Raw genomic sequence first — 18,297 nt, 5'->3', positions numbered from 1 at the left:
ATCCTCGCCTGCATCAGCGATTCAGTGACCGAACTGGCCATGTTGCAGTCTCCTTTCAACGACCCGCAGTGCAAGGGAGAGCGGCAGAAAGATCAGCACGCACATCAAGGTCAGCACCGCCAGCATCTCGTAGGTCTTGTAGTAGAGGGCGATGTAGTTCTTGGTGGTGTAGAGGAGCTCGGGCACCGCCACTGCCGAGGCCACCGTGGTCTCTTTGAGCAGAAAGATGAAGTTGGCAAACAGCGCCGGCAGGCTGGCGAGCCAGGCCTGGGGCAGCTGGACGTGGCGCAGCAGCTGCCAGCGGGAGAGGCCGATGGCCCGGCCCGCCTCCAGCTGGCTGGGGGGGATTGCCTGAATGCCTGCCCGCAGCGCCTCGGTCAGGTAACCGCCGCCGAGGAAGGTCATGGCGATCACCGCCGTGGCAAAGCCGGAGAGCGAGATGCCGAGTGCCGGCAGCCCGAAGTAGAGAAAGAACAGCTGGATCAAGAGCGGCGTGTTGCGGGCCAGCTCCACATAGGCGCGGATCACCCCGTTCAGCCAGGGCTTGTGCAGGCTTTGCAGCGTCACATTGAGCATCGCCACGGCGAGCGAGGTGAGGATCACGATGGCGCCGAGCTGCAGGGTGACCCAGACCGATTGGCCGAACGCCGGCAGGGTAGTGAGAACAAAGGACCAGTCGAAGCTCATGCCGGGATCCTCCCGTCGCGGCGCAGCCGCTGGGGCACGACCGTGATGGCGTCAGGGTACTTGATGCCGGCGCCGGTGTTGAGCACCACCACCCGCTCGCCCCCCTGTATCCAGCCCGCTTCCCGCAGCTGGCGGGCAGCGGCGAAGGCGGCCGCCCCTTCCGGGCAGACGAAGCTGCCTTCGCGCGCGGCGAGCTGTCGGATCTCGCGCTGGATGGCGCTATCGTCCACCGCGACGGCGCACCCCTCGGTGCGATAGAGGGCGTCCAGCACCAGAAAGTCCCCCAGCGCCTTGGGCACGTTGATGCCAAAGGCGAGGGTCTGGGAATCGGGCCAGAAGCGCGATTCGCGCTCCCCCTGCTGCCAGGCCTGGACGATGGGGGCGCAGCCGCTCGCCTGCACCGCCACCAGTCGCGGCAGCGGCCCCTTGACCCAGCCCAGCTCCTGCAACTCCCGCAGCGCTTTGTAGATGCCGATGAGACCAACCCCGCCGCCGGTGGGGTAGAGGATGACGTCCGGCAGAGTCCAGCCGAGCTGCTCGGCGATCTCCAGCCCCATGGTCTTCTTGCCCTCGATGCGATAGGGCTCCTTGAGGGTGGAGGCATCGAACAGCCCCTGCTCGGCCACCGCCTCGGCCACCTGGCGACCGGCGTCGCTGATGAGGCCATCCACCAGATAGAGGCGGGCACCGGCCAGCGAGGTCTCCAGTCTTGTGATGGCGGGTGCCGCCTGGGGCATGACTATGGTGCTGCGCAAGCCGGCGCGGGCGCCGTAAAGCGCCCAGGCCGCACCGGCGTTGCCGTTGGTGGGCATGGCGAAGTGGGTGATGCCGAGCTCCCGGGCGCGGGAGACGCCGACCGCGGCGCCGCGGGCCTTGAAAGAACCGGTGGGGATGATGCTCTCATCCTTCATCCAGAGATCCGGAATGCCGATCTGTTTGCCGAAAGCGGGCAGGGGCAGCAGAGGGGTGAAGCCTTCCCCCAGGGTGATCACCTGGGCGGGGTCGCGCACCGGCAGCAGCTCGTGGTAGCGCCACAGGCTGGCGGGGCGCCCCAGCAGCGCGGCCGGGTGCCAGGCCTGTTTCAGGGCCTCGAGGTCGTAACTGGCCAGCAAGGGGGCACCGACCGGGCTCAACTGCTGGGGCTGATCGGCATCCACTATCTCGCCGGTCTTGCTGCAACGCAGATGTGATAGGTAGCTGTACGGCATGCTTTATCCTGAATGGCTCACGTTGGCTGGTGTCTTATTCCATCCTGTGACCCAAGGGCCGGATAACAAACAAAATAAAGCGGCAAACTTAAGCGAAAAAATTCATATGGCTCCCCCGTGTCGGCGGGCCATCCTCTGCCACCGGTCGGGGGGTTGGGCCATCCGGCGCGCTTTGTTAACCTGCCCGCTCACTCAAACCGCAGGGAGCCGCCTCGATGCGAGCCATTGTCAGCCTGCTGGCCCTGTCACTGCTCTGTGCGTGCAGCGGCCAGCCAACCAGAGAGGATGCCATGTCAGGGAATACGCGCCTTCACTACCCCGTCACCCGCCAGGGTGAGCAGGTGGATCACTATTTCGGCCAGGCCGTGGCCGACCCCTATCGCTGGCTGGAGGATGATCGCAGCCCCGAGACGGAGGCCTGGGTCAAGGCCCAGAACCGGGTGACTCAGGGTTACCTGGCGCAGATCCCGTATCGCGCCGCCATCAAGGAGAAGCTGGCCGCCTCCTGGAACTACGCCAAGGAGGGGGCGCCGTTTCGCGAGGGGCGCTACCACTACTTCTTCAAGAACGACGGCCTGCAGAACCAGAACGTGCTGTGGCGCCAGCTGGAGGGCAAGCCGGCCGAGGTGTTCCTCGATCCCAATACCCTCAGCCCCGACGGCACCACGGCGCTGGATCAGCTGAGCTTCTCCCGTGATGGCCGCATCCTGGCCTACTCCTTGTCGCTGGCGGGCAGTGACTGGCGCGAGATCCACCTGATGGACGTGGAGAGCAAGCAGCCGCTGGAGGCGCCCCTCAAGGACGTGAAGTTCAGCGGCATCAGCTGGCTCGGCAACGAGGGCTTCTTCTACTCGAGCTACGACAAGCCGGATGGCAGCGAGCTGTCGGCCAGGACCGATCAGCACAAGGTCTATTTCCACCGGCTCGGCACGGCGCAGCAGGATGACCGGCTGGTGTTCGGCGCCATCCCGGCCCAGCACCACCGCTACGTGGGGGCGACCGTCACCGAGGATGACCGCTTCCTGCTCATCTCGGCGGCGAACTCCACCTCCGGCAACCGCCTCTATGTGAAGGATCTGAGCCAGGAGAACGCGCCGCTGCTAACGGTGCAGGGGGATCTGGAGGCGGACGTGAGCCTGGTGGACAACAAGGGCGGCACCCTTTACCTGCTGACCAACCGGGACGCCCCCAACCGCCGGCTGGTGACGGTGGATGCCGCCAACCCGGGCCCGGCCCGCTGGCGGGATCTCATCCCCGAGCGTCAGCAGGTGCTGACGGTGCACAGCGGCAGCGGCTATCTGTTCGCCGAATACATGGTGGATGCCACCGCCCGGGTCGAACAGTTCGACTATGAGGGCAAGCGGGTGCGCGAGGTGGCGCTGCCCGGCCTTGGCAGCGTCAGCGGCTTCAACGGCAAGCACGATGATCCCGCCCTCTACTTTGGCTTCGAGAACTATGCCCAGCCGCCGACTCTCTACAAGTTCGAGCCAAAAAGCGGCGCCATCAGCCTCTATCGCGCCTCGGCGGCGCCGTTCAAGCCGGAGGATTACGTTTCCGAGCAGCGCTTCTACCAGAGCAAGGACGGCACCCGGGTGCCGCTCATCATCAGCTACCGCAAGGGGCTGAAACTCGATGGCAGCAACCCGACCATCCTCTACGGCTACGGCGGTTTCGACGTGAGCCTGACCCCGAGCTTCAGCGTATCGGTGGCCAACTGGCTGGATCTGGGGGGCGTCTATGCGGTGGCCAACCTGCGCGGGGGCGGCGAGTACGGCCAGGCCTGGCATCTGGCGGGCACCCAGCAGAACAAGCAGAACGTGTTCGACGACTTCATCGCGGCGGCCGAGTACCTCAAGGCCGAGGGCTACACCCGCACCGATCGGCTGGCGATCCGTGGTGGCTCCAACGGCGGTCTGCTGGTGGGGGCGGTCATGACCCAGCGGCCGGATCTGATGCGGGTCGCCCTGCCGGCGGTGGGGGTGCTCGACATGCTGCGCTACCACACCTTCACCGCCGGGGCGGGCTGGGCTTATGACTACGGCACCAGCGCCGACAGCGAGGCGATGTTCGACTACCTGAAGGGCTACTCGCCCCTGCACAACGTCCGACCCGGTGTCAGCTACCCCTCGACCCTGGTGACCACGGCGGATCACGACGATCGGGTGGTGCCGGCCCACTCCTTCAAGTTTGCCGCCACCCTGCAGGCCGACAATGCCGGCCCCCATCCCCAGCTCATCCGCATCGAGACCAATGCCGGGCACGGGGCGGGCACGCCGGTGGCCAAGCTTATCGAGCAGAGTGCGGACATCTATGCCTTCACCCTGTACGAGATGGGCTATCAGCAGTTGCCGCGTCAGCCTTGATCCGGGCGAGGCGGGCGTCAGCCATCCACTATCATTAGGGCCCTGCGGGGCCCTTTTTATTGCCGCGTGTTTGAACGTGGGCCTGCGACCATCCCTGTCTCGCCGCTGGTCCGTTTTGGCAGACGGGCCCCATCTGTCATCCCCCCGGTGGTATAGTCAGCCACAAGATCCGCATTCAAGGAGTCCATCGTGAAGAAGATCATCTACATCCTGCTGGGGTTGGCGCTGGCGGCCGTGGTGGCCATCGCCGCCCTGGTGTCCCTCATCGATCCCAACCAGTTCAAGCCCCAGCTGGTGGAACAGGTGCGCAAGAGCACCGGCCGCGAGCTGGTGATACAAGGGGATATCGGCTGGCGTTTCTGGCCGAGCCTCGGCCTCTCCCTCGAGCAGGTGGCGCTACGCAACCCCGCCGGCTTTGCCGAGCCCGACCTGGTGCGATTCGAGCGGGGTGAGGCCTCGGTAGGCTTGCTGCCGCTGCTCTCCCACAAGCTTGAGATCGGCAAGGTGACCCTGAGCGGCGCTCATCTGTTTATCCAGACCAGGGCTGACGGCAGCTCCAACCTGAGGGATCTACTCCAGGCCTCCGCCGACCCCAAGGAGGAGGCGGCCTCCGAGCCTGCCGCAACGACGCCCCCAGCCGCCAGTGACAAGCAGCCCTGGCAGATCAGCCTGCAAGGCATCGCGCTGGTGGATGCCAGCGCCCTGGTGCGGGACGATCGCAACGGTACCGTCTCCCGGCTCGACAGGTTGGATCTCGATCTGGGGCAGTTGACCCCGGGGGAGTGGGTACCGGTGACCCTGGCGGCCAAGGGGGCACAGGGGGATCTGGCGTTTGATCTCAAGGGGTCGGCCCAGCTCAAGCTGGCCCGGGAGGCCATGAAGAGCGAGCTCAAGGATCTCAATCTCAGCGGCAGCCTGAACCAGCCGGCCCAGCGGCTGGATGCCTTCACCCTCAAGGTCGATCGGCTGGCATTGGGGGAGTGGAGCAGTCTGAGCCTTAGCCTCAGCGGGGCACAGGGGGCGGCGGACAAGCCGACCCTGGCCGGTACGCTGGAGGGGACCCTCAAGGCGCGGCTCGATGAAAACCGGCAACTGCTGGAGATATCGGATGCCGTGCTGGCCGCCAAGCTGAGCGGCGATGCCCTGCCGCGCCCGCAGATGCAGGTGAAGCTGGCGGGTTTTGCCCGCGCGGAGCTCGACAAGCAGGCCGTCACCCTCAGCAACCTGGTGCTGGGAGCGGACGATGCCCTGCTGAGCGGCAGCGGCGCCGTTCGTCTGGGGGCCGTGCCCAAAGTGGACTTTGACCTCAAGGGGGAGAAGCTCGATCTCGACGGCTGGCTCGGTCAATCGGCCAAGGCCGCGCCCGCTGCGGCCACGTCGGGGGCGGCTGCACCGGCCGGAGCAAAGGAGCAGGCTGCGGCGCCCGCCAACAGGGCGCTCTCCACGGTAGAGCCTGATCTGACCGCCCTCAAGTCGGTGGACCTGGCTGGCCGCCTGCAACTGGGCAGCCTGCGCCTCAAGGGGCTGGATCTCAGCGCCGTGGATCTGCAACTGGCCCTGGCGGGTGGTCAGCTCACCCTCAAGCAGTTCAGTGCCGGGGTGGCCGGCGGCCAGGTGACGGCGAGCGGTCTGCTCGATGCCCGTCAGCAACCCGCCCGCTATCAGGTGCACAAGCGGGTGCAGGGAGTCGATGTGCGGCCCCTGCTGCAGACCCTGGCCCAGACCGACCTGCTGGAAGGCAAGGGGGACCTGGAGGTCGAGGTGCAGGGCTCAGGACTCTCCGAGCAGGCGCTGCGCAGCCGGATGCAGGGCCAGGTGAAGCTCAAGTTGAGCGATGGCGCCCTGCACGGCATCAACTTGGCGGAGATGATCCGCGAGGCGCGGGCCACCCTGACCGGCAAGGGGGCGGATCAGGTGAAGGAGGTGCGCAAGACCGATTTCAGCGCCCTCACCGCCAGCTTCCAGATTGCCAACGGGATTGCCAGGAGCGACGACATCCAGCTCTTTGCCCCCGCCCTGCGAGTGAAGGGGCAGGGCCAGACTGCTCTGGTGCCGGAGACCCTCGACTTCCTGTTCCTCACCTCCGTGGTGGAGAGCAGCAAGGGGCAGGGGGGCAAGACGGTGGACGAGCTCAAGGACATCACCATACCGGTGCGCATCGGCGGCCACTGGCAGGCGCCGAGCTACAAGCTTGACGTGAAGGCCTTGCTCAGCAACAACAAGGTGCTGGAGGAGAAGGCCCGCAAGGAGGCCGAGCGCGGTCTCAAGAAGCTGCTGGGTGACAAGGCCGACAACGAAGGGGTGAAGGGGGTGGCCGACCAGCTGCTCAAGGGCTTGTTCAAATAGCCAGCCTCCCGTTGTTGCCATCAAGAGCCCGCCCCGTGCGGGCTCTTTGTTGTGGTGCCGGGCGTCACGGGACGAGGTGTGGTCGGCAACCTGGGGTACTATGCGAAACAGTCATCGAAACCGGGAACAGGAGGGTTCATGAACAAACGGGTGCTGATCACCGGCGGCGGCAGAGGTATCGGGGCCGCGACAGCCCGCTATCTGGCGGCGCAGGGTTACCATCTCTGTCTCAATTATCGTCAGGACAGGGCGTCCGCCGAGGCGGTGGTGGCCGAGATCCGGGCGGGATATCCGGTCGAGTGCATCGCGGTGCAGGCCGATGTCAGCGTGGAGGCCGAGGTGGTGCGCCTGTTCGAGGAGATGGACGCGAGGCTCGGCCCCGTTACCCACCTGGTGAACAACGCCGGCAGGTTGCAGCCCCAGATGCGGGTGCTGGAGATGAGCGCCGAGCGCATCAACCAGACCCTGACCACCAATGTCACCAGCTGCTTTCTCTGCTGCCGCGAGGCGGTGCGCCGCATGACGGCGGGGGGCGCCATCGTCAACGTCTCTTCCGCCGCCGCGCGCCTGGGCTCCCCCGGGGAATACGTGGATTATGCCGCCGCCAAGGGGGCCGTCGACGTGCTGACCAGAGGCTTGTCGCTGGAGCTGGCGGCTCAGGGGATCCGGGTCAACGGGGTGCGTCCTGGTTTCATCTACACCGACATGCATGCCGACGGCGGCGAGCCCGGCCGGGTGGACAGGATCAAGGGCAATATTCCCCTGCAACGGGGCGGTCAGCCGGCCGAAGTGGCCACCGCCATCGCCTGGCTGCTGTCGGACGAGGCCTCCTATGCCACCGGCACCTTTATCGATGTGGCGGGCGGACGCTAGGTCATCTTCAACAAGCCTTTCGTCAACGAGAAGGGGCGCCATGGCGCCCCTTCTGCTTATTCTCCCAGCAGCTGTTGCCAGACCGCCAGCACATGGCCACGCTCTCGCGGCAACTGATCGTCCCCCACCTTGCGGGAGATCTCCGAGAGATTGAGGCGATGGCCGAGGTTGCGGATCTCCAGATAGGCCTGCTTGAGCCCCTCTGCCTGCTCCAGTGTGAGTACCCCCGCCATCACGCACTCATCGAAGATGCGCACATTGTCTGACCAGCGGGTGAGGGCGTCCGGCTCACCGCAGGCGTGGGCCAGCACCAGGTACTGGGCGATGAACTCGATGTCCACCATGCCGCCGGGGGACTGCTTGAGATCGAACTCTCCCTCTCCCGCCTTGAGCAGGTGATCCCGCATCTTCTGGCGCATCTCCCGCACTTCGCGGGCCAGGGTGGGCAGATCCCGCTCCTTGGCCAGCACGTCGCGGCGGATGCGGGCAAATTCGGCGACCACAGCATCATCGCCATAGATGGGACGGGCTCGCACCAGGGCCTGATGCTCCCAGGTCCAGGCTTCCTGCTGCTGGTACTGCTCATAGGCCGACAGCGATGAGACCAGCAGGCCTGAGTCGCCGGAGGGGCGCAGCCGCATGTCGATCTCGTAGAGGATGCCGGACGGAGTGCGGGTACTGAACAGATGCAGGATCCGCTGGGCCAGGCGCAGGTAGAACTGGCGGCTGTCGATGGGCTTGCGGCCATCGGTGTAACGGTTGGGGTCGCCGCCGTGCAGGAACACCAGATCGAGATCCGAGCCGTAGCCGAGTTCGATGCCCCCCAGCTTGCCGTAGGCCACCACCGCAAAGCCGCGCTGGCCGCTCACCGCCACCTCGGGCGGCACCCCGTAGCGTTCGCTCATCTGGGCCCACGCCTGATTGACCACCTCCTCGGTGATCGCCTCCGCCAGCCAGGTGAGGTGGTCGCTCACCTTCATCAGCGGCAGGGCGCCGGCGATGTCGGCGGCGACGATGCGCAGGAGCTGCACCTGCTTGAACTGGCGCAGCGCTTCCATCTGCTGCTCCACATCCTCCTCGGGGATGCGCAGCAGGAACTGGCGCAACTGGGGCTTGTACTGATCCAGCGGGGTGGGGTGGTAGAGGTGCTGGGGATCCAGCAGCTCGTCCAGCAGGATGGGGTAGCGGGCCAGCTGCTCGCTCACCAGGTTGCTCTCGTCACACAGGCGTACCAGCTGGCGCAGGGCGGCGGGGTTTTCCGCCAGCAGTTGCAGATAGGCGCTGCGGGTGAAGATGCGGGTCAGCAGGGTGCAGACCCGCTCGAACAGGCGGGCAGGCTCGCGGCTCGCCACCACCAGGCGCAGCAGCTCCGGCATCAGCCAGTCCAGGGCGATGCGCCCCTGGGGCCCTACCTGACGGCGCTTGTACTCCTCCTTGAAACGCAGCAGGGCGGCGCAGAGGGGGGCGGGCTCCACCACTCCCTGCGTGGTCAGCAGTTTTTCCAGCTCGGCGGCATCAAGCTCGGTGCGCCAGAGATCGAGCCAGAGCTGTTCCAGGTGGGCGGGGGCCTCCTTCTCTTCCCCCACCACGGCGACGAACTCCTGATGGACGGCGGCCATCTCCTCATCGAGGTGGGCCATGAAGGCGTCCCAGTCGGTAAAGCCGAGGGTGGCGATGAGCCGCTGGCGATCCCGATCCTCGGTGGGCAGAGTCTGGGTCTGCTGATCGCCGATCTCCTGCAAGATGTTTTCCACCCGGCGCAGGAAGCGATAGGCGGTGAGCAGGCGTTCGCACTGGCTCCCCTCCAGGGCACCCCCCTGGGCGATGGCGGCCAGCGCCTCGGGCAGGTGGCGTACCCGCAGGGCGGGCTCGCGCCCGCCACGGATGAGTTGCAGCGCCTGGGCGATGAACTCCACCTCGCGAATGCCCCCGGCCCCCAGCTTGATGTTGCCCTCCAGTCCCTTGCGGCGCACCTCGGCGGCGATCATCGCCTTCATCTGGCGCAGGCCGTCGATGACGCCGAAGTCGATGTAGCGGCGGAACACGAAGGGGCGCAGCAGTTCGGTCAGGGCCATGGCGTGTTCGCACTGGGGGCCCAGCACCCGCGCCTTGACCATGGCGTAGCGCTCCCAGTTGCGGCCGTGATGTTGGTAGTAGTCCTCCATGGCGGCGAAGGAGATGGCGAGCGGCCCCGCATCGCCAAAAGGGCGCAGCCGCATGTCGACCCGGAACACCTGACCATCCTGGGTGGGCTGGTGGAGGGCGTTGATGAGACGCTGCCCCAGCTTGATGAAGAACTGCTGGTTGGCGAGCTCCCGCCGACCGCCAACGGTGTAGCCGTTCTCGGGGAAGGTGAAGATAAGGTCGATGTCCGAGGAGAAGTTGAGCTCGCCGCCGCCGAGCTTGCCCATCCCGAGGATGAGCAGCGGCTGGGGGTTGCCATCGCCGTCCATGGGGGTGCCCAGCTCGCTGCACTGTTTGGCGTAGAGCCAGTCGCGGGCACCACAGATGAGGGCATCCGCCAGCTTGGTGAGATGGATGAAGCTCTCTTCGACCTCTGACTCCCCGAGCAGCTCGCGCCAGGCGATCACCAGCATGCGGCTGCGGCGGAACTGGCGCAGGATGCGCTTGAGCGCCTCCTCGTCCGCGACCTCGGCGAGCAGGGCTGCGAGCTCAGGTTCATAGGCGGGCCAGCGCTCGGCCCGGGTCAGTGCGTCCGATGCCAGGGTCTCGGCCAGCAGCCCCGGCTGCTTGATAAGGGAGTCGGCGACAAAGTCGGAGAGGCCGAGCAGGGTCAGCAGGGTCTGGCGGGTGGACTCGGGCAGTGCGTCATACTGGGGCGCCAGGGCGAGCAGCCGCTGCCAGTGGCGCAGGGCCTGCTCCTGCAACAAGGGAGAGAAGGCGGAGAAAGAGGGAGAGTGCTGGGCCACGGTTGCCATCCTTGTGGTTGACGAGTCTGCAGGGAGAGTGAAATGCCGGCTGCCAATCTAGCACTCCCGGGCGCTGGCGTCACAGCGCCGCTGCCCGGAAGGTGATCCGGCGACGGATCTGGCGATCGGCCGGGCTCAGGGACGCCGGTAGATCTCGGGGTCGTAGATTTCCATCAGGCTGCCGGGGCTTCTCGGCGGCACAAAACCGAAACCGGCGTAGAGGCCGTGGGCATCGGAGGTGGCGAGGGAGAGACGGCGCAGCCCTTGCAGCTCCGGGTGGGCGAGGATGGCTGCCACCAGGGCCTTGCTGTGACCGCACCCGCGATGTTCGGGCAGCACGAAGACGTCGGCGAGATAACCGAAGGTTGCCTTGTCGGTGATGACCCGGGCGAAGGCGACCTGCTGGCCGTCGAGATAGGCTCCGAAGCACAGGGAGTGGTTGATGGCCCGCTGCAGGGTAGCGAGGGGAATGCCGAGGCACCAGTAGGCCTCTTCACTGAGGAAACGGTGAATGAGCGGGACGTCGAGGCGCCCCTTGTCGTCGCTTATCTCAAGCGCACGTTCTGTGGTCTGCATCCTGGCTCCTTGCCGTGATGAAAAAAGAAAGGCCCCTAAGGGGGCCTTCCAGTGTACTCAAATCACGACCTCAGGCCAGCCTGAAGGTTTGACGATGGGCGCCAGCATCAGGCCAGCATCAGGCTAGCTTGAAAGCCTGGATATGGCTGTCCAGCGTCTGGCTGTGGTGTTCCACCAGTTCGGAGGCATCTTTCAGCTCCCGCAGCACCACGACGGAGCCTTCCACCACCTGTTTGACCTGCTCCAGGTTGGCATTCATCTCCTCGGCGACCGAGCTCTGCTGCTCGGAGGCGGCGGCGATCTGGCGGTTCATGTCGGCCACTCCCTGCACCCGCTGCACTATGGTGTCGAGCTGGGTACCAGCCTGGGTCACCTGCTCCACCCCCTTGTCCGCCTGCTGCACGCTCTCGGCCATCAGGCCGACAGCCTGGCGGGCGTTGCCCTGAAGCTGCTCGATCATCTTCTGGATCTCGACGGTGGCGGCCTGGGCACGGTTCGCGAGTTCGCGCACCTCGGAGGCGACCACGGCAAAACCGCGACCCGCCTCACCGGCGCGTGCGGCTTCGATGGCGGCGTTCAGGGCCAGCAGGTTGGTCTGCTCGGAGATGCTGCGGATGGTGTCCACCACGGAGCCGATGCGATCGACCCCGTGCTCCACTTCGTTGACCACGGTGGAGGAGCGCTGGATGTTGCCGGAGAGAGTGTCGATGGTGTTGACGGTAGCCGCCACGCAGCGGCTGCCCTCCTCGGCCAGCTGGCTGGTTTCGGCGGTGGCGTGGGACGCCTGCTCCGCGTGGTTGGCCACTTCTCGAATGGCACCTACCATCTGGCTCATGGCGCTGGCAAGCTGCTCAATCTGGGTGAACTCCTCGTTGATGGCCTCGTTCGCCTCATCCATGCAGAGAGTCACCTGGGAGGCGATCTCGTTGAGCTCCTTGCAGGCTGCACGCTGGGTCCCGAACACCTCCTTGAGGTTCTCCTGGGAGTGGGCCACCGCCTTGGCGATGTCGCCGAACTCGTCCCGGGACTTGAGCAGCACGCTGTGGCTGAGATCCTTGTTGGCGAAACGCTCCAGCAGCCCCACCAGGTAGTGGACCTGCTTGACCATGAGGCGGGAGCCGGTGAGCAGCAGCACCACGAAGACGACCCCCATGAGCGCCGTCTCCACCAGCCCGGTCCAGAGCAGGCGATCGGCGATGGTGTTGGCCATGGCGGCATCAATGCCCTCGCTGAGCAGGGTCGCTTCCAGGTTGCTGGCATCGAACCAGAGTTTGGCCAGCAGCAGCAGGGTGCTGAACACCATGAGCAGCACCACCTTGGGCACCAGTCGGATGTTGCTCATGCGCCTCTCCAGCGGGTTCAACTGCATAATTTTTCTCCTTTCAACGTCCATTATTCCTTTGCCGTCATAGCTATCGGCATTATCTTCCTTTTTATTAATTTGCACCGTGCTTAAAGTTGGAAAATGTATGCGACATCACTTAACTCATTTGCGTACCATGGATCTGCTGATGGGGTTTCTCTCCGTGATTTCGGTTTGCCTGGTGGCTGCTCGCTGGCTGGGGCACGGTGAACTGAGCTCCCAGACTTTGCAGCTCTTTTATGATGTCGACAGCCTGATCTGCTACTTCTTCCTCGCTCACTTCGCCTATGGCTGGGCGCGCGCCTCCGACAGGATGGCCTTCTTCAAGAGCAACTGGTTCTATCTGCCCGGCAGCCTGCCCATGGTGGAACAACTACGTTGGGCGCGGCTCATCCAGCTGTGGCGGGTCTACCAGTTGCTCCGGGACAGACCGGATCTGCTGGCCATGTTCCGTCGTGAACGCAACGAAACCACCCTCTCCGGCATTCTCTTCCTCTTCTTCCTGTTGCTGGGGGTCGGCTCCGGCGTCATGTACTGGCTGGAAACGGGGCAACCCGGCAGCCAGATCCAGACTCCTTACGATGCCTTCTGGTGGACGCTGGTGACCCTCTCTACCGTGGGGTACGGGGATCTGGTGCCCAAGACGGAGGAGGGGCGCTTCGTCGCCAGCCTGCTGATCCTCTTTGGAGTGGGGTTGTTTGGCGCCCTCAGCGGCTTCATGGCCAGCCTGTTCGTCCATCCCGGCAAGACCAACGACGACACCGCGGTGTGGCGACGCCAACAGAGCGAGCAGCAGGCGCAACTGCTCAAAGAGCTCAAGGCCCTGCGCGCCGAGGTGCAGGCGCTGAAACAGAAGTAGGTGCGACGTCTGGAATGGTCGCGTGGCAAACCGGCGGCGCTGCGAGACAGCTCTCACTCGGGGAGATGGCGCTTTTCTTTGCTTGTCCTTTGACCCGCAGGCGGCTTAACATTCGGCCTGCAACCTAATCCAACGAAGAGAATCGATCGACCATGCGCGCCCTTCTCGGGATCCTGATCTGCTTGTGTGCCCAACAGGCACTGGCCGATACCCGCTATGTTTCAGACAACATCTTTACCTATATCCACAACGGTCCGGGTACCCAGTACCGGATCCTCGGCAGCGTCAAGGCCGGTGAGCCGCTGGAGGTCAAGGCGGTGAACCAGGAGGCCGGATTCACCCAGGTGGTGGACGGTCGTGGCCGCGAGGGCTGGATCAAGAACAGCGAGCTGCAGGGGGAGATCAGCCTGCGTGAACGCCTTCCCCAGGTTCAGAAAGAGCTGGACGAAGCCAAGGCCCGTCTGCTGAACCTCAATGGCGACAACGAGAAACGCTTCGCCGAGAAGGATGGCAAGATCGCCGAGCAGAGCAAGGAGATCGCCAGCCTCAAAGCCCGTCTGGACAGCCAGAGCGCCGAGATGAGCAGCCTCAAGGAACAGAACGACGCCCTGACCCAGAGCTATGACAACCGTGAGCACGACATGCAGATGGACTGGTTCATCCGCGGTGGTGCCATGGTGGGGGGCGGCATCCTGCTCGGGATCCTCCTGCCCATGCTCCCGCGCCGTCGTAAGAGCAGCGAGCGCTGGATGAACTGATCGCCCGGGCGGTCAACAGGATGAAAGGTCGCCAGAGGCGGCCTTTTTTCATGGTGTGCCTGGCGAGAAGAGGGCCATGTCGGGGGTCGCCATCGGCCCTTCCCGCTCGTAATATGAGGCAAACGATCCTGTGCCGCGCGCATTCTCAACAAGAGCCTTCATCATATGTCATCAACTGAACAGGCCTTCTGGTTCGTGCTGGGGGGCGATCACCTTGTCCTGCTGGATGAACAGGGGCGCATTCCACAAGGGCCCCGCGCCGTTTTGCCCACCCATCTGCACACCGCCTCCTTCGAGCGCTTCGACGAGTGGGACGGCCTGCCTTGCCATCTGCTGGATCTGGGGGGCGAGGCGGAGACCGAGGCCATGGCCCCGCTGCGCCAGCTTATGGTGGCGGGGGACGAAGAGGGCTTTCGCCTCGCAGGGCGGGCCTGGCAGCTCGCCACCTTTCGCCGTACCCATCGTTTCTGCGGTGAGTGCGGCGCCCCCATGACCCCGAGGGAAGGGGAGTGGGCCCAGGGGTGTCATCACGGCCATGTCGTCTATCCGCGCATCTCCCCCTGCATCATCGTCGCGGTGCGCAAGGGCCCGGCCATCTTGCTGGCAGCCCACCGCCGTCACTATCAGGCGGATGATCCCATGTATACCGTGCTGGCCGGCTTCGTGGAGGCAGGGGAGAATCTGGAGCAGTGCGTGGCGCGGGAGGTGTTCGAGGAGAGCGGCATCCGGGTGACCAATGTGCGTTACGTGGCGAGCCAGCCCTGGCCCTTCCCCCACAGCCTGATGATGGGCTTCACCGCCGACTACGAGAACGGCGAGATCCGGGTGCAGGATGACGAACTGGTGGCGGCAGGCTTCTTTGAGGCTGACCGGCTGCCGCGCTTGCCCCCTCATGGCACCATAGCGCGCCGGCTCATCGAACAGTGTCTCGCCGAGGCGCGTTGAGGGAAAACGGGGGCGCTTGTATGCGCCCCCTCACATCTTTGCACTCCTGCGGCGATGTGCGGCGTCAGGGCCGCCCTCAGCCTTGCACAAAGTGGTATCATGTCCGCCATTTTATGCGTGACATGACTCAGGAACTGGGATGAAAGAGCTGAAAAACGATCGATACCTGCGTGCCCTGCTGCGCCAGGAAGTGGACATGACCCCGGTATGGATGATGCGTCAGGCTGGCCGTTATCTGCCGGAATACAAGGCGACCCGCGCCGTTGCGGGGGATTTCATGTCCCTGTGTCGCAACGCCGAGCTGGCCTGTGAAGTCACCTTGCAGCCCCTGCGCCGCTATCCACTCGATGCCGCCATTCTCTTCTCCGACATCCTGACCGTGCCCGATGCCATGGGGCTGGGCCTCTACTTCGAACAGGGGGAAGGCCCGCGCTTCGAGCGCCCGATCACCTCCATGGCCGACGTGCAGGCCCTGCCCATCCCGGATCCGGAAGACGAGCTCGGCTACGTGATGAATGCGGTACGCACCATCCGCCGCGAGCTCAAGGGCGACGTGCCGCTCATCGGCTTCTCCGGCAGCCCCTGGACCCTGGCCACCTACATGGTGGAGGGGGGCAGCTCCAAGGCCTTCACCAAGATCAAGAAGATGATGTATGCAGAGCCGCAGACCCTGCATCTGCTGCTCGACAAGCTGGCGGACAGCGTGATCAGCTATCTCAACGCCCAGATCAGGGCGGGTGCCCAGGCGGTCATGGTATTCGACACCTGGGGCGGCGTGCTCACCCCGCGCGATTACCGCGACTTCTCCCTGCAGTACATGCACAAGATCGTCGATGGCCTGATCCGTGAACATGAGGGCCGCCGTGTGCCGGTCACCCTGTTCACCAAGAACGGCGGCCAGTGGCTGGAGCAGATCGCCGCCACCGGCTGTGATGCCCTGGGGCTGGACTGGACCACCGACATCGCGGACGCCAAACGCCGGGTCGGCGACAAGGTGGCGCTGCAAGGCAACATGGACCCCTCCATGCTCTACGCCACCCCGGAGCGGATCCGCGAAGAGGTCGCCACCATTCTGGCCGGTTTCGGTCATGGCAACGGTCATGTCTTCAACCTGGGGCACGGCATCCATCAGGATGTGGACCCGGAACATGCCGGCGTATTCGTCAACGCGGTGCATGAGCTCTCCGCCCGGTACCACGGTCGCTGAGCGCGGCAAACAGCGTGATGAACGGGGCCTGCGGGCCCCGTTTTGCTGTCCGTGACACAGGGGGCTGCATCCTGGTTGCGGCTCGGGTTACACTGCACCCCCATGTTGGCAGTCGTGGCCGGGATGGGGTCGTTGAGGGGCAGGAGGCTGGATGGAGAAGCAGGCGTGGGATTGGGGGATCGACCTTGGCGGGACCAAGTGCGAGTGCGTGGTGCTCGATGGCGACGAGGTGTTGCTGCGCCACCGCATTCCCACTGAACGGCACGGCGGCTACCAGCACATGCTGGGCCAGATCGCCAAACTGGTGGACGAGTGTGCCGCCAAACTCGGTCAGCGTCCTGCACTCATCGGCATGGGGACGCCGGGGGCCCGGGACCCCCAGACCGGGCTGCTGAAAAACAGCAACACCACCGAGTTCAACGGCAAGCCGCTCAAGGAAGATCTGGAGCGCAGGCTGGGCGTCCCCGTGCTCATCGCCAACGACGCCAACTGTTTCGCCCTGGCGGAAACCCATCTGGGGGCGGTGCGCCAGCATCATCCCGATGCAAAAGTGGTGTTCGGCATCATCATGGGCACCGGGGTCGGGGCCGGCATCGTCATCAACGGCCAGATCCTCAACGGTCACCACGGCATCGCCGGGGAGTGGGGGCACAACGTCCTGTTGCCGGAGGGGCCAGAGTGCTACTGCGGCAAGCGCGGCTGCGTCGAAACCCTCATCAGCGGCCCGGCGCTGGAGGCCTGGTACGAGGCCAGGACCAAACGCCGTCTCTCGCTCGCCCAGATTGCTGCGGCCAGTGCCCATGATCATGTCGCCAGGCTCACCATGGACAGGTTGCACCTGCTGTTCGGCCAGGCCCTCGCCAACGTGATCAATATTCTCGATCCGGACGTCATCGTCATCGGTGGCGGCGTGGGCAATGTGCAGAGCCTCTATCGCGCCGGGCGCGAAACGGTATTGCCCTTCCTGTTCAACCCCCGCTTCGCCACCCCCATGGTAGCGCCGGCTCTGGGGGACAGCGCCGGGGTATTCGGTGCCGCACTGCTGGCCCGCGGCGTCTTTCGCGAGGCACTGCTCTCGTGAGTCGCCCCTTCCTCTCATCCCTTTGTCGCAGCTAAGGACACAACGTTTCCATGATCAAGATTGCCATCAACGGCTATGGCCGCATCGGCCGCAACGTGCTGCGGGCCCTCTACGAGAGCGGCCGCGACAAGACCATCAAGATAGTGGCCATCAACGAGCTGGCGGCCCCCGAGGCCATGGTGCACCTGACCCGCTTCGACACCAGCCACGGCCGGTTCCGCTATCCGGTGCAACTGGCGGGCAACAGCATGCAGGTGGGGGAGGATCTCATTGCCCTGTTTGCCGAGCGGGATCCGTCGAACTTGCCCTGGCGGGCGCTGGGGGTGGACGTGGTGCTGGACTGCACCGGGGTGTTCGGCTCCCGGGCCGATGCCGAGCTGCATCTGGGGGCGGGAGCGGGCAAGGTGCTCTTCTCCCATCCGGCGGACGCGGACGTGGACGCCACCATCGTCTACGGGGTCAACCACCAGGTGCTGACCGGGCGGGAGCGGATCGTCTCCAACGCCTCCTGCACCACCAACTGCGTGGTCCCCGTCATCGAAACATTGCATCGAGAATTCGAGATAAATTGTGGTACTATTACGACAATTCATTCGGCCATGCACGATCAGCAAGTCATCGATGCCTATCACGGCGACTTGCGCAGAACCCGGGCGGCCAGCCAGTCCATCATCCCGGTGGATACCAAGCTGGCAAAGGGGTTGGAACGTATCCTTCCCCACTTTGCCGGCAAGTTCGAGGCGATCGCGGTGCGGGTACCCACCATCAATGTAACCGCCATGGATCTGAGTATTACTGTTCGTAAAAAAGTGACAGTTAGTGACGTAAATCAAGCCCTGCAACGGGCATCCAGAGGTACATTACACGGTATTCTGGACTACACGGAAGAGCCACTGGTCTCCGTAGACTTTAATCATGATGCACACTCCTGCATCATTGATGGTACCCAGACCCGGGTCAGCGATGCCAACCTCGTCAAGATGTTGATGTGGTGCGATAACGAATGGGGCTTCGCCAACCGCATGCTGGATACCACCCGGGCCATGATGGCCGCAGGCTGAAAGTCTGCACCGGGCGCAAGGTTACTGTTTTTTTAACATT

Annotated in this window: 14 protein-coding genes; 9 read left to right on the top strand and 5 right to left on the bottom strand. The window is 64.8% G+C overall.

Annotation, left to right across the window (positions count from 1 at the left end; translation table 11 throughout):
- Positions 1-21 precede the first annotated feature (21 nt).
- A complete protein-coding gene (locus AB5Y89_RS07390) occupies positions 22-687 on the bottom strand; it encodes an amino acid ABC transporter permease (RefSeq protein ID WP_368223315.1) in 666 nt (221 codons plus the stop codon).
- The gene (locus AB5Y89_RS07385; RefSeq protein WP_052815505.1) at positions 684-1,895 is read right to left on the bottom strand and encodes a threonine synthase; all 1,212 of its coding nucleotides are present in this window, start codon (positions 1,893-1,895) and stop codon (positions 684-686) included. Before AB5Y89_RS07385 ends, AB5Y89_RS07390 begins: the two co-directional genes overlap by 4 nt.
- A gap of 215 nt (positions 1,896-2,110) precedes the next feature.
- Here AB5Y89_RS07385 and AB5Y89_RS07380 point away from each other — a divergent pair, with 215 nt between their 5' ends.
- From AB5Y89_RS07380 to AB5Y89_RS07370, 3 genes are all read left to right on the top strand, one after another.
- Positions 2,111-4,258, top strand: a complete 2,148-nt coding sequence (locus tag AB5Y89_RS07380) for a prolyl oligopeptidase family protein (protein WP_368223312.1) — start codon at positions 2,111-2,113, stop codon at positions 4,256-4,258.
- A gap of 189 nt (positions 4,259-4,447) precedes the next feature.
- Positions 4,448-6,604 (top strand): AsmA family protein, encoded by a 2,157-nt coding sequence (locus tag AB5Y89_RS07375; RefSeq protein ID WP_368223310.1) that lies wholly within the window; start codon positions 4,448-4,450, stop codon positions 6,602-6,604.
- A gap of 138 nt (positions 6,605-6,742) precedes the next feature.
- Positions 6,743-7,477, top strand: coding sequence for an SDR family oxidoreductase (locus AB5Y89_RS07370; protein ID WP_042879638.1), 735 nt, complete (start codon positions 6,743-6,745; stop codon positions 7,475-7,477).
- Between the two features lie 56 nt (positions 7,478-7,533).
- Here the strand turns inward: AB5Y89_RS07370 and glnE are convergent, their stop codons facing one another.
- The 3 genes from glnE to AB5Y89_RS07355 all read right to left on the bottom strand — a co-directional run bounded on the left by glnE (position 7,534) and on the right by AB5Y89_RS07355 (position 12,352).
- On the bottom strand, positions 7,534-10,407 hold the full coding sequence (gene glnE, locus AB5Y89_RS07365) for a bifunctional [glutamate--ammonia ligase]-adenylyl-L-tyrosine phosphorylase/[glutamate--ammonia-ligase] adenylyltransferase (RefSeq protein WP_368223307.1): 2,874 nt from the start codon (positions 10,405-10,407) through the stop codon (positions 7,534-7,536).
- Positions 10,408-10,542: 135 nt separating this feature from the next.
- Complete coding sequence (locus tag AB5Y89_RS07360) at positions 10,543-10,983, bottom strand: GNAT family N-acetyltransferase (RefSeq protein ID WP_368223305.1); 441 nt, start codon at positions 10,981-10,983, stop codon at positions 10,543-10,545.
- Between the two features lie 118 nt (positions 10,984-11,101).
- A complete protein-coding gene (locus AB5Y89_RS07355; RefSeq protein ID WP_010675666.1) occupies positions 11,102-12,352 on the bottom strand; it encodes a methyl-accepting chemotaxis protein in 1,251 nt (416 codons plus the stop codon).
- Positions 12,353-12,452: 100 nt separating this feature from the next.
- On the opposite strand from AB5Y89_RS07355, the gene AB5Y89_RS07350 reads away from it, so the two are divergent.
- The 6 genes from AB5Y89_RS07350 (at position 12,453) to epd (ending at position 18,257) form a co-directional block, all read left to right on the top strand.
- Entirely contained in the window at positions 12,453-13,205 is a 753-nt protein-coding gene (locus AB5Y89_RS07350; protein ID WP_104452269.1) for a potassium channel family protein, read from the top strand.
- 152 nt (positions 13,206-13,357) lie between these two features.
- Positions 13,358-13,963: a TIGR04211 family SH3 domain-containing protein gene (locus tag AB5Y89_RS07345; RefSeq protein WP_010675664.1), complete on the top strand. Its 606-nt coding sequence runs from the start codon at positions 13,358-13,360 to the stop codon at positions 13,961-13,963.
- Positions 13,964-14,128: 165 nt separating this feature from the next.
- Positions 14,129-14,908 (top strand): NAD(+) diphosphatase, encoded by a 780-nt coding sequence (nudC, locus tag AB5Y89_RS07340; RefSeq protein ID WP_261998955.1) that lies wholly within the window; start codon positions 14,129-14,131, stop codon positions 14,906-14,908.
- A 139-nt stretch (positions 14,909-15,047) separates the two neighbouring features.
- Positions 15,048-16,115, top strand: a complete 1,068-nt coding sequence (gene hemE, locus AB5Y89_RS07335) for a uroporphyrinogen decarboxylase (protein ID WP_043154833.1) — start codon at positions 15,048-15,050, stop codon at positions 16,113-16,115.
- A gap of 151 nt (positions 16,116-16,266) precedes the next feature.
- Positions 16,267-17,196: an ROK family protein gene (locus tag AB5Y89_RS07330; RefSeq protein ID WP_045522010.1), complete on the top strand. Its 930-nt coding sequence runs from the start codon at positions 16,267-16,269 to the stop codon at positions 17,194-17,196.
- A 50-nt stretch (positions 17,197-17,246) separates the two neighbouring features.
- Positions 17,247-18,257 carry an erythrose-4-phosphate dehydrogenase gene (epd, locus tag AB5Y89_RS07325; RefSeq protein WP_041211676.1) on the top strand — a complete coding sequence of 337 codons (1,011 nt, stop codon included), beginning with the start codon at positions 17,247-17,249 and terminating at the stop codon, positions 18,255-18,257.
- Positions 18,258-18,297: the final 40 nt, after the last annotated feature.

Source organism: Aeromonas sp. s4 (assembly GCF_040907855.1).
GTDB lineage: Bacteria > Pseudomonadota > Gammaproteobacteria > Enterobacterales > Aeromonadaceae > Aeromonas > Aeromonas caviae.
The sequence above is the reverse complement of the archived record's forward strand: the minus strand, read 5'-3'. Positions and strand labels throughout refer to the sequence as shown.